Genomic DNA, 23,903 nt, shown 5'->3' with positions numbered 1-23,903 from the left:
CTCCGTCTTGTTTTATTCTGTACTGACAAATAAAAAAGCGAAACCGAAGTTCCGCTTATCGTATAGCATATTAATGATTAAATAAATTATTAATACAGGTCATTCAGCAGTTTCGCCAGTCTCAAACCTCCGTACAGAAGCTGTCTTTCCATGGTTTCATTGAATCTGTATTGGTAATCATACGCCAGTTTTGAATCATTCGGAGTCTGTGCATAGATCCTGTTTGCAATTTTATGGGAATCAAACAGCCAGTCTTCCAGCGTACCTTTCTGGATCTGCTTTACTTCATCATCAGATTTTATATCCAGCAGTTTAGCATATTCGGTATAGCTGTATTTTTGCGAGTCTACCAGTTTACCGTCCCAAACCGAGTGTAAATTTGTCTTTTCCCCGAAATAGGTAACATTGATTTTATTTCCGCCTAAATCTTCCGCTCTTCCCACGTGCATCGGCTGGGAAAGGTCTCCCATAATGTGGATCAGGAAAATCAAAGCAATTTTTCTGTCTTTTTCAGAAGTTTTTACATCTTTGATCTGGCTGGACAGGGTATTTACCTGTGTATATAAGCTCGGGCCGGCCTGTGCTTTCAGTTTTTCTTCAAAAATTTTAAAATCAGTCTGAGGATCGATGTTCACATAATGCCATGCTGAAGCCTGTTTCCATGCTCCTGTAGTATCAGATTTAATAAAATCCGGCCAGTTGGCCCAGTACGCAAGGCGCTCATGTCCCATGATTTTTTTGATTTCCCTTCTTGCCTTTCCGGAAAGATGGTTTTCAGCGATTTCCGCAATAACTCTATGCCCGGTAAGCCCCCATGCATAAGAATACAGGGAAGAAGCCATAAATGCCAGCACCAGAATTTTAGAATACATACTTTTCATTGTAAATAACATTTTCAGGCCGCAAAGATACGGTTAATTTCAGGTTGATAAATAAGGACAGGGGTCTGATTTGCAAATTTAACGCATTATTAAAGTGATGCCCGAACGCTATTTACAGCTGTTAATCTTATCGTTAACTACAGAAAAACAGGTTTTGAGTATTTCTGCGGAATAATATTATTTTTACTGGTAATTAATTTGTATTTTTAAAATGAAAATTAATAGTAAAACATTTTTCAGGTCACCGGAATCTGTTATTTTTACAAGCCAAAATCACTGCAAACACCATGTATGAGAATAATATTGTAGACATGCATTACAATAAGCTGCAGACAGACTTCAAGGCTGAAGCTGTTGCGGTTAACCTTTTAAAATACCACAGAGCCGTCAGCAATATTTTTATTGACCGGATCGGGATCAATGACCGGGCGTATTTAAAGGATATAAAAAGTATCTCCAGCAATTACCTGGGCTTTGACGAGGAAGTTTTTACGATAGAAACGTACCGGGAAGGAATCTATGATTATCTGCCGGAAGGGATTTTCCATCCGCCGTCACTGGGCGCTTCAAGAAAGAATGTAGAAACGGTAGTCCGCGAAATCAGGAAGCAGAAAAGAGTAGAAGAGGATGCCCGGAAATTTTTCAAGCCTTTTGAACTGGAAATATTCTTTACGGAGATCAGTGCCCTGCTTAAAGAATCTGATTTTGATATCTCAAGCGATACGGATGCGCTGCTGAATACCGTGAGTGAACTCTGGCCTTTAATCAAGATGATGGATAAAAAGAATGCGTATATCTTCATTTATATCCTCCCTTTTTTCCATCAGATCCGGGGAGACAAGAAATGGTTTGAACGGTGCATGAGCGCATTCCTGCAAGTTCCGGTAAATGTTACGTTTTCGCCGAATGTCATAGAGCGTGTGGAAGAGCATGATGACTCTATGCTGCTGGGGAATTCCAGGCTGGGTGTAACCTACATCCCGAGCGGAAGCCATATGGACGGACAGAGAAACTGGGTGGTGAACATCGGCCCGATTCCTTACATGGAAATGAAAAAATACATTAAAGGAAACGTGTTCCGGAAAGTACTGCAGGCGATGTATGATTATTTTCTGCCCGTGAACGTAGAAGTGGAGGAAAATTTCATCACCGAAAAGCAGGAATATTCTTTTGCCCTGGATAATGATGAAAGAAATGCAAGCCGGCTCGGTTACTCTACATTCCTGTAAAAATTTTAACTATATTTACATTCACCAATAAAAAATATTAACCCGAAAGAAACATGGAAATTTCTTCAGTAAAAGGAATCTTTTTAAGGTATATTCTAATGCCTTTATTTGCGGTAATCATGATGGTTATTTTAAGTGCCATCAGGAGGAGTCAGCCCGCTATCAAGATCAGGACCATTATCATTTATGTTCTGCTCTGCAGCCTGTGCCTGGCCATTCCGGGGATTTCCGGCTTTGCAGGCAATCTTTTCAACCCGTACTGGTACCTGATCGCACAGATTGTCTATCTTATTCTCGGGATCATCCATGTCAACCTGTCAGATATGTATTTTAAGAAGCATTTTACATCGCTTACCAAAAGTATTTTATTTGAATCGATCCTTACAATTACTTGCATCGGTTTCGGAGGCTACCTTTTTTACCTGATTTTCAACCTGATGAGCAAAGGGACAGGATATCCCATTATGGCAGCAACCAGCATTTTTATCTTTGCGGTTCCTCTGGTTTTCCATTACTGCTATATCCAGTTAATCAGCATCCCGGTGGACATTTATAAAACCTGGAGATATTCTCCGGAACAGAGGCTCCCTGATTTCGAAGGCGCTGATTTTGACCGTCTGATGGTACTGAACGTAGAATTAAGCAAAAACCTGGAAGATGCAAACCGTTTCAGGATTAAAGCCAAAACGTTACCGACGGGGATAACTTTCGGGGACTGGTTCTACCGCGTTGTGGATGATTACAACCATAAAAACCCGAATTCCATTATCCATCTTTCAGACCAAGTAAGAGAGCCCTATTACTGGATTTTTTATACCAAGAAATCATTTTTCAGCTTCAGGAAGTATATAGATTTCGATCAGGATATTACCCAGAACAGCATTTCAGAAAATGATGTGGTCATCTGCAAGAGGGTAATCCAGCATGAAGAGGAAGGAATCAGAAGACAGCAATCAACCACCGTTTAAAAATATTGAATATGATACAGCCTATCAAGCATTTTGCCATCAATTGGGTTGACGGGATGAAAGTTTCCCAGAGACATCTTAATGACCAGGATAATTTTTTAATTGATACCATCAGAGATTCCAGTTCATTGGGAATCAACATGTATAATTACGGACTTTTACCTATTTCAAAGGAATTTACGGACAGAACTATTTTTGATGTCCATAATACCGCTACCAATGACGTCCAGCTTGTGATCAAACACTGCAGTGCCGTTACCATGGCCGGATACAGGATAGAACTGAATGACCGCCGAGTCAGCGTAAAATCACTGGCCAAATCTATGGAAGAAGAACAGGCAGACGGGGAGTATTATATTTTAATCTCTGTTAACCCGTTTAACAAGGTTCCGTTCGGTGATATTGATCCGGAGGAGCTTCCGCCGCGCCACCCGAATACACAGCCTCACCACCATATTGAGCTGCTTCCAGTAACTTCCCTGAACAGCAGCTATTCCGGAGGGAATTACCTGATTATCGGAAAGGTGGATTTCAAAGGAAATATTGCCCAGGTAGATACCAACTTTATCCCGCCATGCACCTCGGTACAGAGCCATCCCGCATTGCTGGATTATTACAACAGTTTTGCAAAATCCGTAGGAAACCTGCAGCAGTATGCTTTTAAGATTATTCAGAAGGCATCACATAAAAACCAGAATACCGCATTGGCCCAGAATGTGAAGTTCCTGTGCAATACCATGGTGACGACATTCGGAGATATGTATTTCCAGTTCAGGAACATTACGCCTTACCAGCCGCCGGTATTTTTAATTGAATCTTTTGCGAAACTGGCACTCCGTTTATACAATGCCACCCAGGTACTGGTTCCGGCAGAGCTTGAAGAAATGCTGAACTACAGCTTAGAATGGAGTGAAATTGCGCCGCATACATTGCTGAATCAGCTTTCTGTGGTGGCTGAAACAAATTATGACCATCATAACTGCGGGGAGCCGCTGCTTTACATCCAGCAGATGCTGAGAAGTCTGGAAGTTATTTTCGCTAAACTGAGCGAACTGGATTACATCGGCCAAAGAAAAGAAAACATCATTGTTAATGAGCAGGAAGTTTCTTCAAACAACAATCCGAAAAGAGGATGGAGCGTTTTGGATTAATTTGAAACAAGCTTTACAATATAAATCCCGTAACCGTAATTTCGGGATTTTTTGTGTAAAATGATTAGGGATAAAAGTTTTCATCATTCGGTCATCAGTTAATATTAAAGCATAAATAATACACTCTTTTTTATCAGAATTAAATATCAATCAAAATGGACATCAACCAGATAAGACAGGATACCAGAGGATTGGCAGACGGTAAAATATTCCTGAATAACGCGGGTTCCTCTTTAATGCCAAGTACAGTGACAGAGGCTATGACAGATTATCTTCATCAGGAAGAGCAGTATGGAGGATATGAAACGGCCAACAGAAATTCAGCGTTACTGGAGCAGTTTTATACGGAAACCGCTGCACTGATCAACTGCAGGCCTTCCAATATTGCCTTTGCAACGAGTGCAACGGAAGCCTTTACAAAAGCACTGTCAAGTATCATATTTAAAGAAGGAGATGTTATTATTACTACAATTGATGATTATATTTCTAACCAGATTACTTTTATTTCACTGCAGAAGAAATTAAAGGTTACCGTCATCAGAATGAAGAATCTGCCGGATCATGAACTGGACCTGGAAGATTTTGAATATTTGGTTAAAAAGCATCACCCTAAACTGGTTGCCGTCACCCATATTCCCACAAATTCAGGATTGATCCAGAATATAGAAGGTATCGGGAAGATCTGCCGGCAGTATAATGTATTGTACCTGGTGGATGCATGTCAGTCGATTGGCCAAATGGTGGTGGACGTTGAAAAAACAGGCTGCGATTTCCTGACGGCAACGGGACGGAAGTTTATGCGCGGACCGCGTGGAAGCGGATTCCTGTATGTTTCAGACAGGGTTTTAGAACAGGATTATGCACCGCTGCTTCTGGATATGAGAGGTGCCGACTGGACAGCATATAATGATTACCAATTATTCCCGACGGCCAAAAGATTCGAGCACTGGGAGGTTTCCTATGCTTCACTGTTGGGTTTTACCAAAGCAGTACAGTATGCCAACAGCATTGGTCTACACAGTATTGAAAATTACAATAAAATACTATCCGGGAAACTAAGACAAAATCTTTATAATGCCGGTTTTAAAGTCTGGGATTGGGGAACCCGCCTGAGCAGCATCATTACATTTTCCGGTCCTGACGGCGATCTTGAGCATATTCAGAAGGTATTGAAAGAAAACAACATCTTCTTTTCAGTGACGCATAAAAATTCCGCTTTGATTGATTTTACCAATAAGAATATCAATGGGATTGTGAGGCTGTCACCGCATTATTTCAATACGCCGGAAGAAATTGAACAGGTTTCTAACGTTCTTAAAAACAGTTTATTATAATTCAGGTAAGATCAGCTTTATTTCTTAACCAGTATTTTATCAGTGGCTTTCCGGCTCAGAATTTCCTGCTTTCCGTCTACTTCAACCGTCATGGATTTATCAAAACTTTCCAGCTTAACAATTTTGATTTTTTTATTCAAAAATAAGTTGCGTTCTGTCAGATAATTAAGGAAAGAGTCATCAGAAAGCGTAACGGAAGTAAAGACAACCGTTTCACCAAGCTTACAGGCGCTTAATTTCTGTAAATCCTGCGCGATAATGTTTCCGTCCTTATCCGGGATCGGTTCTCCGTGCGGGTCAAATTTGGGATAATCAAGGATTTCATCCATCTTGTCAAAGAAAACAGTGGAGTGGACGTGCTCAAGCTGTTCCGCAATCTCATGCACATTTTCCCAGCCGAAATTCATTTTTTTAACCAGGAACATTTCGGTAAGCCTGTGCTTCCTTACCACCAGGGCTGCCTCACGTCTTCCTTTCTCGGTAACAATCAGTGGTTTATAGGTCTCATAGATTACCCAGTTCTTTTCCGCGAACTTTTTCATCATATTGTTGACGCTCGGCATTTTTACTGATAAAAATTTGCTGAGTTCATTAATCGTGACCTTACCTTCCTGGTCAACCACGTGAAACAAAGCCTTCAGATAGTTTTCTTCCGTAAGTGTTGCTTTCAAATGTTAGATGTTTTTCATGACAAATCTAACAAAATATTATGAATTATAGATGCTTGTTTATTTTACTTTTTTTAATTTTACGTTATGAAATTTTCATTCAAAAACGATTATTCCGAAGGCTGCCATCCTCAGATTTTACAGGCGCTTTCAGATCATAATCTCAATCAGCAGGCAGGTTACGGAGAAGATGAATATTCTTTACAGGCTAAAGAATTAATCAGAAAAAGGATTAATAACCAGGATTCTGACATCTATTTCGTTTCCGGCGGTACCCAGGCTAATTTAATTGTTATTTCTTCTGTTTTAAAACCTTACCAATGTGTGGTTTCTGCATCCACAGGGCATATCCTGAATAATGAAACGGGAGCGATTGAAGCAACGGGACACAAAATCCTGAGTATTGAAAAAGAGGACGGGAAACTGACACCGGAAGATGTTATGCCTGTTCTTGAAGGCCACAGGAATGTGCCGCACCAGGTAATGCCAAAGCTGGTTTATATCTCGAATTCAACCGAGCTGGGAACCGTTTATACCTTACATGAACTGGAAAAACTTTCTGCGTTCTGCAGGGAAAACAACCTGTACCTGTTTATGGACGGGGCAAGGTTAGGGCACGGTCTGACTGCCGAAATCAGTGATCTTACACTGGAGAAAGTGGCTGAACTTACGGATATTTTTTATCTGGGAGGCACTAAAAACGGGGCATTGCTGGGAGAAGCAGTGGTGATTAACAACCGCAGCCTGCAAGAGGATTTTGCTTTTAATATCAAACAGAAAGGCGCATTACTGGCAAAGGGCAGGGTACTGGGCATTCAGTTTCTGGAACTGATGAAAAATGACCTGTATTTTGACCTGGCGAGACATGCCAATCAGCAGGCCATGAAAATTAAAAAAGCAATGGGGGAAAGGGGAGTACAGTTCCTCTCAGATACCTATACCAACCAGATTTTCCCGATATTAAGCAATAATTTAATTGAAAAGCTTTCCCAGAAATTTGATTTCTATATCTGGAAAAAAACAGATACTGATTTTTCGGCCATCCGGCTGATTACTTCATGGAATACCGGCGACGAAGAGGTGAGCAGTTTCATAGAAATGATACAAAGTGAAATACCGGAAGCATAAAAACAGCCGTAAGGACTGTTTTTTATACGGCTTAAATCCCGCCTTATTTTTATTTTAATGCATTGTTAATGCTAAACAGAGATAAGGCGTATAATCACGTTTATTATGATTTTTTTCTCAAACGCCTCATGTAAAGATTTGATAATCAGGAAGTAGGGGAGTCAAAAATTTTTCCGGGGTTATCTTTTTATTATTTCAGAGCTTTTGTAACGAGAACACAGTCGGCCGGCTTGAGCTGTTGCCCTGTTTTATAGCTGATTTTGCTTTCATTTGCATATTTCATCTGTCCGTTGTCTTCTTTCTGCTCACCTGTCCCTTCCGTTAGCATATTATCTTTCTGAATAAAATAAATATCCCTTCTGCTGGTGGTTCCTTCAGACTGAAATTCATAGGTAAGTTTTAAGGTGTCCCCTGATTTAAAACCTGTTATATTCCCCATTGAACTGTCCTTTTCATTGTTTTTATACCGTATCTTCCCGGTTACAGTTCCCAGGTTATCATCAATGCTGGCAAAAACGGTGTCCTTTCCTGTTACTCCCATATAGCAGGAAGATTTTGCGCCCAGCGTATCAACACTCTTCTCTACAATGGCTGTAGTATCTGCAGCAGCCGGTTCGGGTACGGGTGCTTCTGCTTTCTTATTGCAGTTCAGTATTAAAACGGCAAATGAGCTTAATAAAATCACTTTTTTCATATCCTTAGTTATTTATATTCAATTATTCGATGATGCTAAAATAATAATTGTATTCCTATAAGAAGATAAATTTACTGTAAATTTAAATAAGAACGGAGTGATTCCACTATCAGATTTAACATAATATAATCGGAAATATTTTAATTATGAGAATTATACCTTCAGGAAACCCCGGAATCCTCTTGCTGCATAATAGGAATCAGCACCGTTATGATACGTGAAAACCGTATTATACCTGCGGTCACAGAAGAGAGCACCTCCGAGTTCACGAATCTGTTCAGGTGTCCTGATCCAGCTCGAAGTCTTCAGATCAAACTTTCCCAGTTCCTGAAGCCTGCGGTATTGTTGCTCATTTAAGAGTTCAATGCCCATTTCTGAAGCGTTATCTATAACATTATTTTCGGGTTTATTGGCCTTTCTGGATTCCCAGGCCGGATAATCATAGCAGAGACTTCGCCGTTTAGGGCTTTCCGGAGAACAGTCGGAGAAAATATATTCGTCTGTATCTTTGTGGTAATCTGTAACGTCCGGTTCACCATCCGTAATTTCCATCTGGTACAGGGACCATAATTTTTCCGGATTTTTTTCAAGCTTAAGCTGGATATTATTCCAGTCAAGGCCTTCATGGCGGCTCATATTTTTTTCAAAACGTTTTTTCAGGATGCCTAACAGGTTTTCAGATTGTTCCGTATTCAGTTTATTTATTTTCATAGCTGAAATTTATTTAGTGATAATGATGCTTTCTGTGGAATCAAATTTAAATGAAGTTATTCAACCAGGCAATAATTATTTAGCATCAGGCTTATATGCTTAATAATTTTACATAACCTGCTTAAAGACAAATATCTATATAATTTCGTATATACAGTAATAAGGATTGATTAATAATGATATTAAACACCCGCATTCGCCTGTAAGTTGAAATTATAAAAAGTCTTATAATTTATATTATGTTAAATTGGATATATTTCAGGAATTCAGAATTGATTCCAGTCTCTATACAATTACCTCATTTTCAAAACTAAAAAAGGCCTATCCTGAGATAAGCCTTCTGTTTTATATGTTGCCATAATTACTGTCTTGAAATACGGAACAGTTTGCCTTCGTCCGTTACAGCATACAGTGCGCTGTCTGTGCCTTGCGTAATATCTCTGAAACGCTGGTTCTGGTCTGCCAGTAATCTTTCTTCCCCGGTCACTACATTATTATTGATGACCAGCCTTACAATATGCTTACCGCTTAAAGCCGCTACAAAAAGGTTATTTTGCCATTCCGGGATGTTGTTTCCTTTATAAAATGTAATTCCGCTTGGTGAAATTACAGGATCCCAGTAATATACAGGCTGTTGCATTCCTGTCTGCTGCTGAATTCCGTTACCGATTACGCCGCCGCTGTATTCAATTCCATACGTTATGGTTGGCCATCCGTAATTTGCACCTCCCTGAACGCGGTTAATTTCATCTCCGCCTCTCGGTCCGTGCTCGCTTTCCCACAATTCCCCTGTAACCGGATGAATAGCAAGTCCCTGCGGATTCCTGTGTCCTATACTGTATAATTCAGGCAAAGCTCCTGATTGTGTGAATGTGGGGTTTCCGGCTGCAGGTTGTCCGTTTGTGGTAATACGCACCACTTTCCCCAATGCTGCGGTAACCGACTGTGCCAGCGGTCTTGTAGATAAATCTGAACGTTCACCCGTACTGATCATCAGGTTTCCGGTATTATCGAATAAAATCCGGCCTCCGTAATGTAAGCTTCCTACATTGGCGGCAGGATTTGCCCTATAAATAACACTTACATTTTCAACAGTGGTTTCTGACGCTGATAATTTTCCTTTGGCAACGGAAGTCTGGTTCCCTCCTGCTACATTTTCAGAAAACACCCAGTAAATCATACGGTTGGACGAAAACTGCGGATCCACGCATACCCCAAGCAATCCGCCCTGCCCTGTTGAATTAACGGCAGGAAGTCCTGTAATCGGGCCGCTTAATGTCCCGGTAGCAGTTGCAATACGCATATTTCCACCCTTTTCTGTAATCAGCAGCCTTCCGTCAGGCAGGCTTGTAATTCCCCATGGTGAAGATAACGAAGAGGATAATACCGTATTTTTATAAGGTGTTGCTGTTTTTACGCCGTTCACTCTTGTCTGTCCGGCAAATGCAGGTGCATAATTGGTATTGGCCTGATTGGTTTCCACCGGTGGAAGCCCTGTCCCGTTTTCCGGATCTGAAGGATTTTCGTCAATGGTTTCTGAACAGCTGGCTAACATCATGGATGAAGCAATCATCAGATGAGAAAGTTTAATTTTCATATTTTAAAATATTTTGTGAAGTGGTATGTAATTGATGGATTCTCTGCAAATTCCCTGCCGTACTCGTTTTCTCTGAAGTATCAGCAGGCTTTCCGGTGTTTTCAGATAGATTTAAGGACATTAAAATGACGTCAATTATTGATTTATTTTTAATCAGAATTAGATTATATCAAAGCTTGGATGAATAAGAGAGACCATAATCGTTTGAGATAAAAATCCGGGAGGCTGAAAATCAAAGATTCTCAGCCTCCCGGAATCTCACTTAGGTTATAATATAAATCAATTATCTTCAACTCGGTTAAATTCATCTATGGCGTCTGCTCTTACCCAGACACTTACCGATTTTGCATTTACCGGGAATTTTGCCTTACCGTTTTCATCAGTGGTTATGACTTCATTCCTGTTATTCAGAAAATCTTTAAATGACAGATGAGCTTTATCTTTCCCCAGACTGATTTCCTTAGAGGCATCCTTATCATTGGAAACAACCACTACACAGCCGGATTTTTCATCGTTTCCATTCCGTACCCATGCAATACAGTTGGGCTCATCAAAATAAGTAATCTGTTCCCCAAAGGCAAACTGCTGCCTGGCTTTTAATAATTTCGGGAGTACTTCTATTTTAGGCAATACAATCCTGACTGATTCCCCGTCTTTTGTATCGGTATATTCTGCGCCGAAGAGATCCGGATAAAAAACGCACGGATATCCTTCTTCCAACAGTAAGATAATGGCATATGCGATAGGTTTAAACCATGTCTGTACCGGAGATTCCAGTGCCTGAAGCGGCTGGGTATCATGGTTTTCTACAAAGGAAACGGAGAACAAAGGTTTCTTTTCCACAAAGCTTCCTTTTAAGATCTGTGAAAGGTCATAGGCACTTCCCTCTTCTGATGCCCTGGATAAATTGTAATGCAAAGGGACATCGAAACAGGAAATCATGTCTTCCATTTTATCTGAAAAAAGCGCCAGTTTTTCAGCTTCGTCTTTCCAGAACTCACCTAATACAAAACAGTCGGGGTTCAGTTCGGTTTTAATATAGGCAATCCATTCTTTAAGGAAATCGGAAGAAAGATGCTTCAGGGCATCCAGCCTTATTCCGTCTGCCTTCGTGGTTTCCATATACCATTTGATCCAGTTTTTCATTTCCCGGATCACCTGTGGGTTCCTGTATTCTACATCTGCTCCCATCAGATAATCATAATTGCCGAACTGGTGGCTTACGTCATCTGTCCATTCCGTACCGTATTCATTATGGATCTTGAAAATCCCTTTAGCTATGCCATCTTCTTTCCTTACAATATCGATTCCGCTGAAGCAGCTGTAATCCCAGATAAAATCCGAATATTTTCCCTGCCTGCCCGGAAAGGTAAATTTTGTGCATGCGGAAACCTGTATCGGTTTGGAAATAATCTCATTGCGGTCTTCATCATTTACTTTATGCACCGTAACAAGTTCTTCTTCATCTGCTCCCATCCTGTGGTTCAGGACAATATCTGCGTATACGGAAATGCCTGCCTGATGGGCTTTTTCAATAGCGTTAAGGTATTCTTCTTTTGTACCATACCGCGTCGGGATGCCGTCTTTCTGGTCAAATTCCCCTAAATCATAAAGGTCGTAAACATCATAGCCTCTTCCCTCTTTCCCTAGGTCGCATTTTGTAGCCGGCGGCAGCCATGCAGCGGTGATTCCCAGTTTACTTAAATATTCTGCGTTTTCTGCAAATTCATTCCAGAGGTTCCCGGCATGGTACCAGTGGAAGTACTGAATAATTACTCCGTTCATTTTCTGTCATCATTTTATTTCTATAGCGTAACCTATAGAGTCCGTTAAACATTTTTTAATAGTTTTTATTTTACATTACATAAACAGTGTCAGCATATACAGCTCACTGCAGTGCAATCATTAATCCATTTTATCAAATCCCCTTCATGATAAATAACTGGTCCGGTTAATCAGGTTTCAGAATAAACACGGGACTGAAATGAATGCTTTATCCGAATTTCGTAAATAAAATTTTTAAAATATATGATCATAATCAAACGGCACAAGATTCTGAATATACTGCAAATGTGATCCTGCTCATAACCATTATGGCCGGTAGATGTTAACTTTGTTTTCACACCTACATAAAATAAATAAGCGTATGAAACCGAAACAGGTCCCGGGAGTTTCTTTACAGAAAAGCGGAGGATTTCACGACAGTGAAAGTACAAAGGAATTCAGTGTTTCAGAGATCGATGAAAAGTTCGAGATATTGAAAAAACGCTTTTTTTCGATCAATGAATGGAAAAGTTATAACAAGAATGCTTCTGCCGAATTCAAACATTTTGACCGTTCCGGACAGCCTATTGAAAGGATTCCCCAAAAAGGAGATTTTATAAGGATCGGTATTCCGGGCCCGGGAACCAAGGAAGCCAACGGCTACGACTGGGTGGAAATTGTAAACCTGTCGCACACTACCGTCGGTTCCGAGTCTTATCTGATGGTCTGCAGGCCTTCTAAAGAGCCCAACAAGCTGAAAAACCATATCGCACATTTTTACAGCAGCGCAGCCACATCAAACATCATGATTTCCAAAGAAGGAAATAAACTGAAAGTCGGGGTTTACGGCCGTAATGAAAAACCCAATCTCGATGCTTCCTTTACGGATAAGATCAGGAACCTTTTAATAGGTTTCGGAGGCATCTTTGGGTTTTCAAAAATACAGTGGAAAACGCTTGCCGAAGGATTTTTAGATTTTAAATAAATGCATGGTTCAAAAGACCATACAGTCCTCATATTTATTGTTTTACACTCCATTTTTGCTTTCTTTTTTAAGGGGGCTGACCTTTTTGGGAAGCCTCTTTTTAAAAGCCTCCGGATAATATAAACTTTTAATACCACATCTGGGGATTTCAGACAAAGATGGTCTTATAGTTGCAACTTAGCTACTAATCAACAATCACTTAATATAATTATTATGGAAGCTAAAACACCTGCTAAAAAAACAACCGCCGGATCCGGTGCCGCCAAAACAGGAGCAGCAAAACCAACGGCTAAAACACCTGCTAAAAAAGGGGCCGCCAAAGAACTTAAAGATCTTTTTGAAGATTCGTTAAAAGACATTTACTGGGCAGAAAAAGCATTGGTAAAAGCATTGCCTCTCATGATGAAAAATGCGACCGATGAAAAGCTTAAAAGCGCTATCGAAAACCATATCACCGAAACGGAAACCCAGATCGAAAGACTGGAAGAATGTTTCGAGGCATTAGGTAAAAAAGCACAGGCGAAAAAATGTGATGCCATGCAGGGGTTACTGGATGAAGGAAAAAGCGTTATGGAAGAAACCGAGCCGGGAACGGTAAGAGATGCAGGAATTATTGCCGCAGCACAAAAAGTAGAGCATTATGAAATTGCCACTTACGGCACACTTGCTGCGTTTGCAAAGGTTTTAGAAGAAGAAGAATGCCTTAATCTCCTTTTAGAAACTTTATCAGAAGAAAAAAAATGCGATGAGCTGTTAACAAAAGTAGCCGATACCAACCTTAACAGTAAAGCAAAATAATATTTTCATTTGTTTACGTTATTTTATTGAAGGTTGTCCCGCAATTTGCGGGGCAACTTTTGTTTTTATAACATATCTTTTTTACTCCCGTAAAAAGAAAAAACCGCCCTTAAAAAGGACGGTTTCATTATATTTCAAAGTTTGAATACTTTATTAATCTCTGTATTCAGTCATTCTTTTGAACTGGTGGTAAGAATCTTTGATGTGTTTTAAGTGTTCAGAAACAATATCAAGGCTTTCCTCAGATAGTTTCCCGCTGTCTATTGCACTCTGGTAAGCATCAATGGCTGCTTTTTCCCCGAAAACGACATTCTCTATAGTAGATTCTTCCGTGTTGCCGATGGTAAATGAATTTTTAATATCAATCCAGGTCCTATGCAGCGCGCCTGCGGCCGTAGTTGTATCTTCCGGGGTTCCGCCGTCATCCTGAATAAGGTTAATCAGTTCATTCTTCATTATTCTTCCTAAGGAATTCATGCGTGCATATTCTGCTTTTACATCAGGGTAGTTCTCCCATACTTTACCTTCCACTCTGGAGAATCCTTCATTCCTGTCATTGATAATATGCAGCAGGTCATTTAATACAGATACTTCTTCTTTATTTTTCATAATAGATATTTTGGTGTACCGGTAATTGTACAAGAATTATACCTACCTCTGAACAGCAGTAATGATACTGATGAATTTCATCATTTTAAAAAAGTTTTCTTTAATTGGAGATGATGCCTGTTCCTATATTTCAGCTTTATTTTAAGATTAATTTAAACTGATGCCCGGCAGCTTAATGAAACTTTGTCCGTACTTTTGATATAATAGAAATCAAATTACAAAATTCAACAATGGATTCAATTCAAAATCTTAAGATAAAAGCCGTGTTTTTTGATGTTGACGGCACCCTGATCAGTTTCAAAACCAATACGATTCCCGAATCAACACAGAATGCCATCAGGCAGCTCCGTGAGAAAGGCATCAAAGTGATTGTAGCAACCGGGCGCTCCATCAATTCGCTTGACCATATCAAAGTAATTACTTTTGACGGATTTATAACCTTCAACGGAGGTTACTGTATGACTTCCGACGGAGAGATAATGTTCAGAAAAGCGATCAGTAAGGAAGATATCAACAGTTTAATCATGTATTCCCGGAAACATCCTTTGAGTTATTCCCTAATGTATGAAGATAAAGTGGAGATTAATGATGCCACGCCGGAACTGGTCGGGATGTATTCACATATCAACCTTCCGGTACCGCCGGTTCACGATAAAGAAAACATTGATACGGAAAATGTCCTTCAGGCCAATATATTTCTCGGGCCGGAAAATGAACAGAGCTTTATGGACAGTATAATGCCGAATTCTGTAAGCTCAAGATGGACTCCCTTGTTTGCAGATGTCAATCCGGGCGGAATTACCAAGCAGAACGGGATTGAACACTTCTGCAGGCATTTTGGGATTGATATTTCGGAAACCATGTCCTTCGGAGACGGCGGAAATGATATTTCCATGTTAAAATGTACAAAAATAGGCGTCGCGATGGGAAATGCAAATGACCATGTAAAGGAAATCGCCGATTATGTTACGGAAGATGTAGATCACCACGGTATTGAAAAGGCTTTATTTCATTTCGGAGTGCTCTGATTACCATGTATTTTCTTCCTGTAAAAATGGCCTGTAATCATAGTGTGGTATCTGTTTTATGAAGTTTTAAAAAAAAAGGCACAATATGTGTATAATACTAATCAAACAACATTAAAATTTTTAGACATGAGAAGTATATTATGGTTAGTCGCAGTTATTTGTATTGTAGTATGGCTTTTAGGAATGCTTAATATCGTTCCCGGAATAGGTACAGGAAACTTAGTTCACATATTGCTGGTTATCGCAATTATTGTAGTTCTTTATAATCTTATATCAGGCCGTAGACCACTTGATTAGATCAGTATCAGTGTAAAACTTAAAAAAATAAAGCTGGAAACGGGAAGACATACATTCTTGGTTTCCAGCTTTTTCATTTATAATAATTGCTGTAATAGATAACCAGATTATTATTAAATATCAAATATTATCTGATTCATTCTGAAGCGATCGCAATCTGACTGAATACCGGATTATTTACCGGCCGGTTTTGCGGCAGTAGCTCCCAGTTTTGATTTTACAGCCGAAGTAATATCTTCACCGCCGTCTATATAAGCAAGTCCGCTGTTTCCCTGTGATGAAGCAACATCAAATACATAAGCCAGTCCTTTTTCCTTGGCCACCGCAGAAATCATCCCGCTTACTTTTTTCTGAATTGGTACAAAAAGTTCAGACTGTTTTTTTGAAACATCCTGAGCCGCTTTGGTACGTGACGCTTCTATATCTTTACCTAATGCCTGCAGTTCGGTTTGTGCAGCGGTTAATTCTTTGATGACACTTTCCTTATTGGCTTCACTGATGGTTTTCTCTTTATCCTGTGCTGCCTTAAGCTTGGTCTGATATGATGTGATCAGTTTTTCAATCTCAGTCTGCTTCGTTTTTGTGAAAGTATCCAAAGAAGCTTCTGCTGTTTTTGCTTCCGGAAGATTGAAATAAATATCGTCAGAATTCACGTGACCGATTTTCTGTTGTGCATTCACAAGGTTTGAGGTGAAAAACAAGGCTGCTGCCAGACTGCATGCGGTAATTAATTTTTTCATGTTGTATTGATTAACTGTTATTAAATATCAAGATTTTTCAAGGCACAAATATAACAAATATAACTACATAGGTAGTGATATTATAAAAAGAAGCAGGGAAATAAGCTCATCGTCTCTATTGAAGGAATATTATAAGCTGTATGGCAATAAAAAACCTTCCGGATCCGGAAGGTTTATGTACTGATTCTAATCAGATTTAATCCGGCGTCTGTGCCTTTTCATAAATCAGTCCTTCCGATTTCAGTTCTTTCCAGAAATCCGAAGGAATATTTTTATTCAGGGCATTTACATTGCTTTCCACCTGCTCCGGTTTGCTGGCTCCTGGAATAATAGAGGCAAATTCATCGGCAGCAAGCACAAACTGCAGGGCGGCATCTACAATACCGATTTCATATCTCTTTGCAATCACACTTATTTTCTCACGTTTTTCCGTCATTCCTTTTGGGATAACGTCTTTATAGTTGTATCTCGGCCTCCCGTTAATAAATCCTGAATTATATCCGGCTCCGGAAACCAGCTTCACCCCGGCTTTTTCCACGGCCGGGAGCAGGCGGTCAACCGCGTCTTCATGTTCAAGAATTGAATACTGGGTTGCCGAAAGACAGATGTCAGGATCAGCTGAATCCAGGCAGTCTAAAATGGGTTCAACGGTATTCACACCCAGTCCCCAGGCTTTGATCACGCCCTGATCCCGCAATTCCGAAAGTACTTTGAATGCACCTTCCCTGGCCTGTTTTAAAAAATAAGGATACCGGTCGCCTACCTGGTCTTCCGATAAATCATGAACATAAACAATATCGATATGGTCCAGCCGGGTTCTTTCCAGGCTTTCTTCAATGGATCTTTTTATTGCATCAGCTGTATAGTTATGTTCAAAATCAAAGGATAACGGATCCTGCCACATCGTAGGCGGTACTTCATCTTGGGGCACTGCGGCAAACAGCCTTCCTACTTTTGTTGAAAAAACAAATTCGTCACAGTTCTGCCCGTGAAGGAAATTCCCGAATCTCCGTTCGCTTTTAGTCAGCCCGTACCACGGCGATGTATCATAATACCTGATTCCCAGGTCCCAGGCTTTCTGCAAAACTTCATAAGATTCCCCGTCCGTTAATGCTTCAAAAGCAGTTCCGATGGCTACTCCACCCAATCCGAGTCTGTGTTTTTCCGTTAAAATGTCTGTTTTCATATTCTGCTGTTTAAGATTTTGGTTCTATACAAAGTACAAACATCGTGCAGTTAAAATAATGATCAGCGTAAAGCCCTTTATAAACTGAAATGAGACTGGCATACGTCTGTTGGCCTTCCAGATACAGATCTTTTTATCATATTTAAATGGAATAATTGCGATAATATGATAATTCTGCTCTCTTATAAATCAATTGCTACCTTAATACAGTAAATCTACCACATAAAAGGCTTTGGCGTTATTCTTGAAGCCATTGTAGCACACCTTTCAATATTATAATACATGAAAAAGCACATCGTTATCGTAGGCGGAGGATTTGCAGGAATTAACCTTATTAAATCTCTGGTTAATGACAACCGGTTCCGTATTACTTTAGTTGACAAAAATAATTACCATTTCTTTCCACCTTTGATCTATCAGGTGGCCACTTCATTCATTGAGGCATCCAACATCAGTTATCCTTTCCGGAAAATGATTTCAAAGTATAAAAATGTAAGTTTTCATATGGGAAGCCTTGTGAAAGTTGATCATGACAGTAATACGATTGAAACCGACGCCGGCGTACTTAAATATGATTACCTGATACTGGCACTGGGAACCGAAACCAATTTCTTCGGAATGGATAATGTACAGCGGTGTGCCCTGTCTATGAAAACCATTGATGAAGCATTATACCTGAGAAATCACATGCTGCTTACGCTTGAAGAAGCGGCACGGAATAAAAATATAAAAGAAGCCCAGAAGCTCCAGAATATCGTTATTGCCGGCGGCGGGCCCACCGGTGTGGAACTGGCCGGGATGATTGCCGAAATGGGAACCTATATCGCTGAGAAGGAATACCCTGAAATCAAGCTCGGGCTTTCCAATATTTACCTGATTGATGCGCTCCCGACACTTCTTTCCCCGATGAGTAAGATGGCACAGGAAGCCGCTTATGAAAGACTTAGAAAACTCGGTGTAAAAATCCTCCTGAATGTTGCCGTAAAAGATTATGTCGATAAAAAAGTGATTCTTGCGGACGGGAAAACCATTGAAACGGAAACCCTGATCTGGACTTCCGGAGTCATAGGGCGTGAAGTTCCGGGGATTCCGCAGGAGAGCGTGGGAAGAGGCAGGAGATTGCTGGTAGATGCCTATAATAAGGTACAGGGAACCGCCAATATTTTTGCTTTGGGTGATATTGCCCTACAGCTTACGGAGGAAAAATACCCGAAAGGCCATCAGCAGCTGGCACAGGTAGCCATTCAGCAGGCAATCAATTTAGCAGATAATTTTAAACGGATTGAAAATGAAAAAGTACTGAAGCCTTTTACCTATAACAACAAAGGAAGCATGGCCATCATTTCAAAGTTCGATGCCGTGGTAGACCTTCCGAAGTTTTCCTATAAAGGATTTATAGCATGGCTTACCTGGCTTTTTATCCATATAATTCCGCTGGTTACATTCAGGAGCAAAGCGCGTCTTGCATTCAACTGGCTGAGGCTGTTTATCACCAACAATCCGTCCATCCGTTTAATTTTAAGACCGAAAAGAGAGACAACCGAGCACCGGTAATTTTATTATTTATGATATATTTCATAAATTTACGGAACTGCGGCAATTCGGTTGCAGTTTAAATTTTCATAAAGGTGAATATTCATCACAAAAAAAAGTTTCTCAGTTTTCTAAAGTTTAAAAGGGATTTTCAAAAATACGGACTTGAAAAGGCACGCAGTTATGAACTGATTCTCCACTGGCTGAACAACAGGCTCAGCAGAAATCAGTTTCTGGTGCTTTCCGGGATTCTCGTAGGCTGTACGGCGGGTCTTGCCGGTGTACTGCTGAAAACGCTGGTTCACAACATCCACCATTTTATTACCACCAAGGTTCATTTTGAATACCAGATTTTATTTTATATTATTTTTCCTTTTTTAGGAATTGTATTAACGGTGATGATCGTTATGACCATATTCAAAGGACAGGACCGGAAAGGAATCGGAGCTATCCTGTATGAAATTGCACAGAATTCAAGCGTTGTTTCTTCTGTGAAAATGTATTCACAGATTGTACAGAGTGCCGTTACGGTAGGACTCGGAGGATCTGCCGGACTTGAAAGCCCGATAGCCGTGACGGGTGCAGCCATTGGCTCAAATTATGCCCAGACCTACCGTTTAAGCTATAAAGAACGTACGCTTTTACTGGCTGCAGGTGCCACGGCAGGGATTGCATCGGCATTCAATGCCCCGATTGCAGGGATTATGTTTGCTTTTGAAATCCTGCTTACAGGCGTGGTGTTTACCGATTTTATCCCGCTGGTAGTAGCAGCGGTCTGCGGAAGTCTGTTATCCAGGATCCTGCTTCAGGAAGATGTGCTTTTCCGGTTTTATACGCGGGAGGCTTTTAATTACAGGAACCTTCCCTATTATTTTGCTTTAGGGATTGTAACAGGCATATACGCGCGGTATTTTGTAATTGTTTCTAAAAAAGTCGAACACTTTATCAACGGGTTAAAAATGTCTCCGCTGAGAAAAGCCATGTTCGGAGGTGCTGTTTTATCTATGCTCTGCGTCCTGTTTCCGCCCTTATTCGGTGAGGGATATGATACGGTAAAGGCTTTTACCAACGGGAATACGCATACCATCATAGAGAACAGTTTTTTTAGGTATTTTGAAATTAAGAATTTTACCATTATTATTTTCCTCGTCCTGGTTCTTCTGCTGAAAGCATTTGCCACCTCCTTCACTATTTTCAGTGGTGGAAACGGCGGGAATTTTGCGCCTTCCCTTTTTGCAGGCGGAACGGTGGGCTATCTGTTTGCGGTTATCTGCCAACAGCTCGGTTTTGAGGAAGTACCCGTTACCAATCTGGTACTGGTGGGAATGGCCGGAGCCATGAGCGGCGTCATGTATGCACCGTTAACCGCTATTTTCCTGATTGCGGAATCAAGCTTCGGGTATGATCTTTTTATTCCGCTAATGATTGTCGCCATCATCTCATACCTGATTGCAAAATGGTTCTCCCCGATTTCCCCTGAGCTTAAATCACTGGCAGACCAAGGAAAAATCTTTACAGACAAGCATGACAATAACCTGTTGTTTTCACTGAAAACAGAAGATTTTATAGACCGGTATTCCCAGATCATCCATGAAAATGCGCCCATTACAGATTTGTTTGAACTCGTGAAGAACGGCAGTAAAAATATTTTTGCGGTAGTGGATGATGATAAAATACTGCGCGGTATTCTGACCCTGGATGATATCCGCCCTTACCTGTTCAGCAACGAAAAAATTTCAGCCACCATTATCCAGATTATGAAAGCCCCGCCGGCGGTAGTTCATCCGGAAAATAAGCCGTTGGAAATCCTTCAGATGTTTGATGATACCGGAGTCTGGAATTTACCGGTTGTGAATGACCGGAATATATTTATCGGATTTATTTCCAAATCTACGATTCTGACAAGTTACCGCCAGCTGTTAAAGGAATATTCAGATTAAATTTCAAATTTATCCATAAAAAAACCGTTCAAAATTAATTTGAACGGTTTTTTTATTATGTTCAGCAACTATTTATTGGCTTACTGTATTCAGAAGCTCGATATCTTCATGGCTGAGTTTCAGCTGGGGTGAGGCAAATAATGTTTTCAGCTGCGATGCACTGGTAGCACTCACAATCGGGGCCGTAACCAGCGGATTGGCCAGTAACCATGCCAGTGCAACGGTTGCGGGATCTGAGTTATGGGCAGAACTGATCTGATCCAGTGCTCCAAGAACTCCAAGCCCTTTCGGGTTTAAATATTTCCTGGCTCCTTCTCCTCTCTGGCTTTTGGATAAATCATCTTCATTGCGGTATTTACCGGTTAGAAATCCCGAAGCCAGCGACCAGTATGTGAAAACACTCAGGTCAAATTCCTGTACTAAGGAAGCATACTGACTTTCAAATTTTTCCCGTTCCACAAGATTGTAATGCGGCTGGAGGGCTACGTATTTCGGAAGGTTATGTTCTCGGGAAACTTCAAAAGATTCCTTCAGCCTTTCGGGTGAAAGGTTTGAGGCGCCGATATAACGTACTTTTCCGGCTTTTATAATTTCGTCGTAGGCAGACAACGTCTCTTCAACTGGTGTTGTATGATCATCAAAATGGGTATAATACAAATCAATATGATCGGTCTGCAGGCGCTGTAAAGACTCATCCACAGATTTCAGGATATGCTTTCTGCTGATGTCATACCCGTGTTCCTTTGTTTCGGAACCTACTTTGGTTGCAATCACCAGTTCATTCCTGTTGCCGCGGCTTTTCATCCATTTTCCGATGATTTCCTCAGATTGACCGCCTTTTCCGTTTACCCACCAGGAATAGGTATCTGCTGTATCTATAAAGTTGAAGCCTTCCTGTGTAAACTGATCCAGAATATCAAACGACTGTTTCTCGTCCAGTGTCCATCCAAAAACATTTCCTCCAAAATTAATTGGTGCCACTGACAGATCCGTGTTTTTAATTGTTCTTTTTTCCATAAAAATAATGATTGGTGAACTTAAAGATAAGAATTTTACTTTGTTCAATACCGAACTTTGCCGTAAAATCAGGGCCTGCCACAATAAAAAAAGACCGGCTTTGCAGCTGGTCTTTCTATCTTTATTTCAGTTTTAAGTTTCAGATTAAATTTCTCCCATCACATACATGTTCTCCATTGTGGGAACCGGGCTGCCGCCCTGTTTTTCGAGGGTAATGGCAAACGCCTGTGCATCGGGGATGCTGGCAAGTGCTGTCCTGCTGTCTTTATCTTCGGTGTACATCCCTGCATTCACCGGTTTTCCGTCTGCAATAGCCCAAAGCTGGTACTGCATGCCTTCAGGAGCTTTAGGAAGGCTTTCTGCATTAAGATATACTTCTTTTGTTTTTTTATCCCAGAACACCATGGCTTTGGAGTCTGTGTGTTTTTCAACGCCTTTCAGCATCACAACCTTCATTTCAGGGTTGGTAAACATTTCCATTTTCCGGTTCATTTTCTGCATGGCCAGGTCCTGGGACTGCTTTTCGTTCTGTATGGCAATCAGCTGCTCCTTGGTTTCAGCCCGGTCATTCATCCAGAACAGATTTCCGGCCACACTGATCAGGAATAGAACCGTGGCAGCAACGGCATACGCTTTCCAGTTGCCCGTGCGCTGTATCCTGATTTCTTCCTGCGGTTTTGCGGTAGGAATATCTACTGAAAATACAGGCGGATGTTCTTCAGCAGTCTGCTCCTTCTGAATCTTTTCCCAGATTTTGGATTTCAGATCCGCCGGAGGAGCTACTGCCTGGGCGGAAGCAAGGGCTTCCATCGTCTTCTGAGCGTCTTCAAAAGCAGCTTTTACTTCAGCATTATTTTTCATCACACACTCCAAAATACCTGCTTCTTCTGGAGAAGCAAGACCTAGAATATAAGATTCTATAATTCCGGATGATATGTATTCTTTAGTGTTCAATTTATTGATAATCTTTTAACAAATCCTTTAATTTCATCAGCGCAGTCCGCATTTTGGTTTTTACGGTCCCCAGCGGAATTTTCAGTTTCTCGGATATTTCATTTTGAGTGTATCCCTGATAGTACGCCAGGTCGATAAGTTCCTTTTTATCTACATCCAGACTTTCAAGCACTTTACTGAAACCGATAAAATCTGATGCGTCATTGGTCGTTGAAAGCTCTGCAGAGTTATATACGAAATCCGGAAGAGATTGGTTTTTAAGTTCGTTCTGGAAACCTTTTGATTTTAAATAATCTATAGCGGTGTTTCTTGCAATATTGATCATCCAGGTATAGAACCTTCCTTTTGATGAGTCATACTGATGGATAGAATTCCAGATTTTAACAAACACATCCTGAATAATGTCTTCGGTATAATCTTTTGACTGAACGATTCGGAGGATGATACCATATAGTGCACCGGAATAGTGGTCATACAGGTAATGAAAACCATTTTCGTTTTTTTCTTGTAGTAAAACGATAAGTTGCTCTTCCGAATAGTTTGTTTTAATAGCGAATAATTTTCTTTTCAAATATAATGAAAAAATTAAACATTACCGTATAGTAATTTAAATTTTAAATAACCCAACAAAATTAAACAATTGTTTACTATTTCACAAGAGAAAGGCCTATATATTAACAAGTTTTAATAA

General features: G+C 40.5%; 23 protein-coding genes. 11 read left to right on the top strand and 12 right to left on the bottom strand.

The window, feature by feature from the left end:
* Window positions 1-89: 89 nt before the first annotated feature.
* Window positions 90-881 carry a S1/P1 nuclease gene (locus ASE55_RS05795; RefSeq protein ID WP_056216538.1) on the bottom strand — a complete coding sequence of 264 codons (792 nt, stop codon included), beginning with the start codon at window positions 879-881 and terminating at the stop codon, window positions 90-92.
* A gap of 287 nt (window positions 882-1,168) precedes the next feature.
* Between ASE55_RS05795 and ASE55_RS05790 the strand changes: the two genes are divergently transcribed.
* The 4 genes from ASE55_RS05790 (at window position 1,169) to ASE55_RS05775 (ending at window position 5,563) form a co-directional block, all read left to right on the top strand.
* On the top strand, window positions 1,169-2,110 hold the full coding sequence (locus ASE55_RS05790) for a type VI secretion system baseplate subunit TssG (protein WP_056216536.1): 942 nt from the start codon (window positions 1,169-1,171) through the stop codon (window positions 2,108-2,110).
* A 53-nt stretch (window positions 2,111-2,163) separates the two neighbouring features.
* Window positions 2,164-3,078: a TssN family type VI secretion system protein gene (locus ASE55_RS05785; RefSeq protein ID WP_056216534.1), complete on the top strand. Its 915-nt coding sequence runs from the start codon at window positions 2,164-2,166 to the stop codon at window positions 3,076-3,078.
* 11 nt (window positions 3,079-3,089) lie between these two features.
* On the top strand, window positions 3,090-4,229 hold the full coding sequence (locus ASE55_RS05780; protein WP_056216532.1) for a hypothetical protein: 1,140 nt from the start codon (window positions 3,090-3,092) through the stop codon (window positions 4,227-4,229).
* A gap of 155 nt (window positions 4,230-4,384) precedes the next feature.
* On the top strand, window positions 4,385-5,563 hold the full coding sequence (locus ASE55_RS05775) for an aminotransferase class V-fold PLP-dependent enzyme (protein WP_056216530.1): 1,179 nt from the start codon (window positions 4,385-4,387) through the stop codon (window positions 5,561-5,563).
* 17 nt (window positions 5,564-5,580) lie between these two features.
* On the opposite strand, the gene ASE55_RS05770 is transcribed toward ASE55_RS05775, so the two are convergent.
* Window positions 5,581-6,234: a metal-dependent transcriptional regulator gene (locus ASE55_RS05770; protein WP_056216528.1), complete on the bottom strand. Its 654-nt coding sequence runs from the start codon at window positions 6,232-6,234 to the stop codon at window positions 5,581-5,583.
* A gap of 84 nt (window positions 6,235-6,318) precedes the next feature.
* Here ASE55_RS05770 and ASE55_RS05765 point away from each other — a divergent pair, with 84 nt between their 5' ends.
* Window positions 6,319-7,359, top strand: a complete 1,041-nt coding sequence (locus ASE55_RS05765; RefSeq protein WP_056216527.1) for a threonine aldolase family protein — start codon at window positions 6,319-6,321, stop codon at window positions 7,357-7,359.
* A 190-nt stretch (window positions 7,360-7,549) separates the two neighbouring features.
* Here the strand turns inward: ASE55_RS05765 and ASE55_RS05760 are convergent, their stop codons facing one another.
* From ASE55_RS05760 to amyA, 4 genes are all read right to left on the bottom strand, one after another.
* Window positions 7,550-8,053: a hypothetical protein gene (locus ASE55_RS05760; protein ID WP_056216525.1), complete on the bottom strand. Its 504-nt coding sequence runs from the start codon at window positions 8,051-8,053 to the stop codon at window positions 7,550-7,552.
* Window positions 8,054-8,206: 153 nt separating this feature from the next.
* Window positions 8,207-8,764: a DUF4256 domain-containing protein gene (locus tag ASE55_RS05755; protein ID WP_056216523.1), complete on the bottom strand. Its 558-nt coding sequence runs from the start codon at window positions 8,762-8,764 to the stop codon at window positions 8,207-8,209.
* Between the two features lie 361 nt (window positions 8,765-9,125).
* Window positions 9,126-10,361 (bottom strand): PQQ-dependent sugar dehydrogenase, encoded by a 1,236-nt coding sequence (locus ASE55_RS05750; RefSeq protein WP_056216522.1) that lies wholly within the window; start codon window positions 10,359-10,361, stop codon window positions 9,126-9,128.
* 279 nt (window positions 10,362-10,640) lie between these two features.
* Window positions 10,641-12,146, bottom strand: a complete 1,506-nt coding sequence (amyA, locus tag ASE55_RS05745; RefSeq protein ID WP_056216520.1) for an alpha-amylase — start codon at window positions 12,144-12,146, stop codon at window positions 10,641-10,643.
* 361 nt (window positions 12,147-12,507) lie between these two features.
* Between amyA and ASE55_RS05740 the strand changes: the two genes are divergently transcribed.
* Entirely contained in the window at window positions 12,508-13,110 is a 603-nt protein-coding gene (locus ASE55_RS05740; protein ID WP_056216519.1) for a hypothetical protein, read from the top strand.
* Window positions 13,111-13,323: 213 nt separating this feature from the next.
* Entirely contained in the window at window positions 13,324-13,908 is a 585-nt protein-coding gene (locus tag ASE55_RS05735; protein ID WP_056216517.1) for a ferritin-like domain-containing protein, read from the top strand.
* Between the two features lie 153 nt (window positions 13,909-14,061).
* Here the strand turns inward: ASE55_RS05735 and ASE55_RS05730 are convergent, their stop codons facing one another.
* Window positions 14,062-14,517: a PA2169 family four-helix-bundle protein gene (locus ASE55_RS05730; RefSeq protein WP_056216515.1), complete on the bottom strand. Its 456-nt coding sequence runs from the start codon at window positions 14,515-14,517 to the stop codon at window positions 14,062-14,064.
* A gap of 230 nt (window positions 14,518-14,747) precedes the next feature.
* Between ASE55_RS05730 and ASE55_RS05725 the strand changes: the two genes are divergently transcribed.
* Together ASE55_RS05725 and ASE55_RS05720 are read left to right on the top strand one after the other, a co-directional pair.
* Window positions 14,748-15,545 (top strand): Cof-type HAD-IIB family hydrolase, encoded by a 798-nt coding sequence (locus ASE55_RS05725; RefSeq protein ID WP_056216514.1) that lies wholly within the window; start codon window positions 14,748-14,750, stop codon window positions 15,543-15,545.
* 126 nt (window positions 15,546-15,671) lie between these two features.
* Window positions 15,672-15,842, top strand: a complete 171-nt coding sequence (locus ASE55_RS05720; protein ID WP_056216866.1) for a lmo0937 family membrane protein — start codon at window positions 15,672-15,674, stop codon at window positions 15,840-15,842.
* A 173-nt stretch (window positions 15,843-16,015) separates the two neighbouring features.
* On the opposite strand, the gene ASE55_RS05715 is transcribed toward ASE55_RS05720, so the two are convergent.
* Together ASE55_RS05715 and ASE55_RS05710 are read right to left on the bottom strand one after the other, a co-directional pair.
* Window positions 16,016-16,582, bottom strand: coding sequence for an OmpH family outer membrane protein (locus ASE55_RS05715; RefSeq protein ID WP_056216512.1), 567 nt, complete (start codon window positions 16,580-16,582; stop codon window positions 16,016-16,018).
* Window positions 16,583-16,778: 196 nt separating this feature from the next.
* On the bottom strand, window positions 16,779-17,768 hold the full coding sequence (locus ASE55_RS05710; RefSeq protein ID WP_056216511.1) for an aldo/keto reductase: 990 nt from the start codon (window positions 17,766-17,768) through the stop codon (window positions 16,779-16,781).
* A 282-nt stretch (window positions 17,769-18,050) separates the two neighbouring features.
* Here ASE55_RS05710 and ASE55_RS05705 point away from each other — a divergent pair, with 282 nt between their 5' ends.
* Both ASE55_RS05705 and ASE55_RS05700 read left to right on the top strand, forming a co-directional pair.
* Window positions 18,051-19,322 (top strand): NAD(P)/FAD-dependent oxidoreductase, encoded by a 1,272-nt coding sequence (locus ASE55_RS05705; protein WP_056216509.1) that lies wholly within the window; start codon window positions 18,051-18,053, stop codon window positions 19,320-19,322.
* Between the two features lie 74 nt (window positions 19,323-19,396).
* Window positions 19,397-21,241 (top strand): chloride channel protein, encoded by a 1,845-nt coding sequence (locus ASE55_RS05700; protein ID WP_056216507.1) that lies wholly within the window; start codon window positions 19,397-19,399, stop codon window positions 21,239-21,241.
* Between the two features lie 72 nt (window positions 21,242-21,313).
* On the opposite strand, the gene ASE55_RS05695 is transcribed toward ASE55_RS05700, so the two are convergent.
* The 3 genes from ASE55_RS05695 to ASE55_RS05685 all read right to left on the bottom strand — a co-directional run bounded on the left by ASE55_RS05695 (window position 21,314) and on the right by ASE55_RS05685 (window position 23,783).
* Complete coding sequence (locus ASE55_RS05695) at window positions 21,314-22,258, bottom strand: aldo/keto reductase (RefSeq protein ID WP_056216505.1); 945 nt, start codon at window positions 22,256-22,258, stop codon at window positions 21,314-21,316.
* A gap of 144 nt (window positions 22,259-22,402) precedes the next feature.
* Entirely contained in the window at window positions 22,403-23,212 is an 810-nt protein-coding gene (locus tag ASE55_RS05690) for an anti-sigma factor domain-containing protein (protein ID WP_056216504.1), read from the bottom strand.
* A gap of 1 nt (window position 23,213) precedes the next feature.
* The gene (locus tag ASE55_RS05685; RefSeq protein WP_238585000.1) at window positions 23,214-23,783 is read right to left on the bottom strand and encodes an RNA polymerase sigma factor; all 570 of its coding nucleotides are present in this window, start codon (window positions 23,781-23,783) and stop codon (window positions 23,214-23,216) included.
* Window positions 23,784-23,903 lie beyond the last annotated feature (120 nt).

It is taken from the genome of Chryseobacterium sp. Leaf201 (assembly GCF_001421435.1).
Classification (GTDB): Bacteria; Bacteroidota; Bacteroidia; order Flavobacteriales; family Weeksellaceae; genus Chryseobacterium.
The sequence above is the reverse complement of the archived record's forward strand: the minus strand, read 5'-3'. Positions and strand labels throughout refer to the sequence as shown.

Excerpts from the sequence above, each read along its gene's own strand:
- ASE55_RS05710 (WP_056216511.1), bottom strand. The coding sequence starts at position 17,768 with ATGAAAACAGACATTTTAACGGAAAAACACAGACTCGGATTGGGTGGA.
- ASE55_RS05790 (WP_056216536.1), top strand. The coding sequence starts at position 1,169 with ATGTATGAGAATAATATTGTAGACATGCATTACAATAAGCTGCAGACA.
- ASE55_RS05765 (WP_056216527.1), top strand. The coding sequence starts at position 6,319 with ATGAAATTTTCATTCAAAAACGATTATTCCGAAGGCTGCCATCCTCAG.
- ASE55_RS05715 (WP_056216512.1), bottom strand. The coding sequence starts at position 16,582 with ATGAAAAAATTAATTACCGCATGCAGTCTGGCAGCAGCCTTGTTTTTC.
- ASE55_RS05780 (WP_056216532.1), top strand. The coding sequence starts at position 3,090 with ATGATACAGCCTATCAAGCATTTTGCCATCAATTGGGTTGACGGGATG.
- ASE55_RS05755 (WP_056216523.1), bottom strand. The coding sequence starts at position 8,764 with ATGAAAATAAATAAACTGAATACGGAACAATCTGAAAACCTGTTAGGC.
- ASE55_RS05730 (WP_056216515.1), bottom strand. The coding sequence starts at position 14,517 with ATGAAAAATAAAGAAGAAGTATCTGTATTAAATGACCTGCTGCATATT.
- ASE55_RS05705 (WP_056216509.1), top strand. The coding sequence starts at position 18,051 with ATGAAAAAGCACATCGTTATCGTAGGCGGAGGATTTGCAGGAATTAAC.
- ASE55_RS05795 (WP_056216538.1), bottom strand. The coding sequence starts at position 881 with ATGAAAAGTATGTATTCTAAAATTCTGGTGCTGGCATTTATGGCTTCT.
- ASE55_RS05775 (WP_056216530.1), top strand. The coding sequence starts at position 4,385 with ATGGACATCAACCAGATAAGACAGGATACCAGAGGATTGGCAGACGGT.
- ASE55_RS05760 (WP_056216525.1), bottom strand. The coding sequence starts at position 8,053 with ATGAAAAAAGTGATTTTATTAAGCTCATTTGCCGTTTTAATACTGAAC.
- ASE55_RS05740 (WP_056216519.1), top strand. The coding sequence starts at position 12,508 with ATGAAACCGAAACAGGTCCCGGGAGTTTCTTTACAGAAAAGCGGAGGA.
- ASE55_RS05725 (WP_056216514.1), top strand. The coding sequence starts at position 14,748 with ATGGATTCAATTCAAAATCTTAAGATAAAAGCCGTGTTTTTTGATGTT.
- ASE55_RS05750 (WP_056216522.1), bottom strand. The coding sequence starts at position 10,361 with ATGAAAATTAAACTTTCTCATCTGATGATTGCTTCATCCATGATGTTA.
- ASE55_RS05735 (WP_056216517.1), top strand. The coding sequence starts at position 13,324 with ATGGAAGCTAAAACACCTGCTAAAAAAACAACCGCCGGATCCGGTGCC.
- ASE55_RS05720 (WP_056216866.1), top strand. The coding sequence starts at position 15,672 with ATGAGAAGTATATTATGGTTAGTCGCAGTTATTTGTATTGTAGTATGG.
- amyA (WP_056216520.1), bottom strand. The coding sequence starts at position 12,146 with ATGAACGGAGTAATTATTCAGTACTTCCACTGGTACCATGCCGGGAAC.
- ASE55_RS05785 (WP_056216534.1), top strand. The coding sequence starts at position 2,164 with ATGGAAATTTCTTCAGTAAAAGGAATCTTTTTAAGGTATATTCTAATG.
- ASE55_RS05695 (WP_056216505.1), bottom strand. The coding sequence starts at position 22,258 with ATGGAAAAAAGAACAATTAAAAACACGGATCTGTCAGTGGCACCAATT.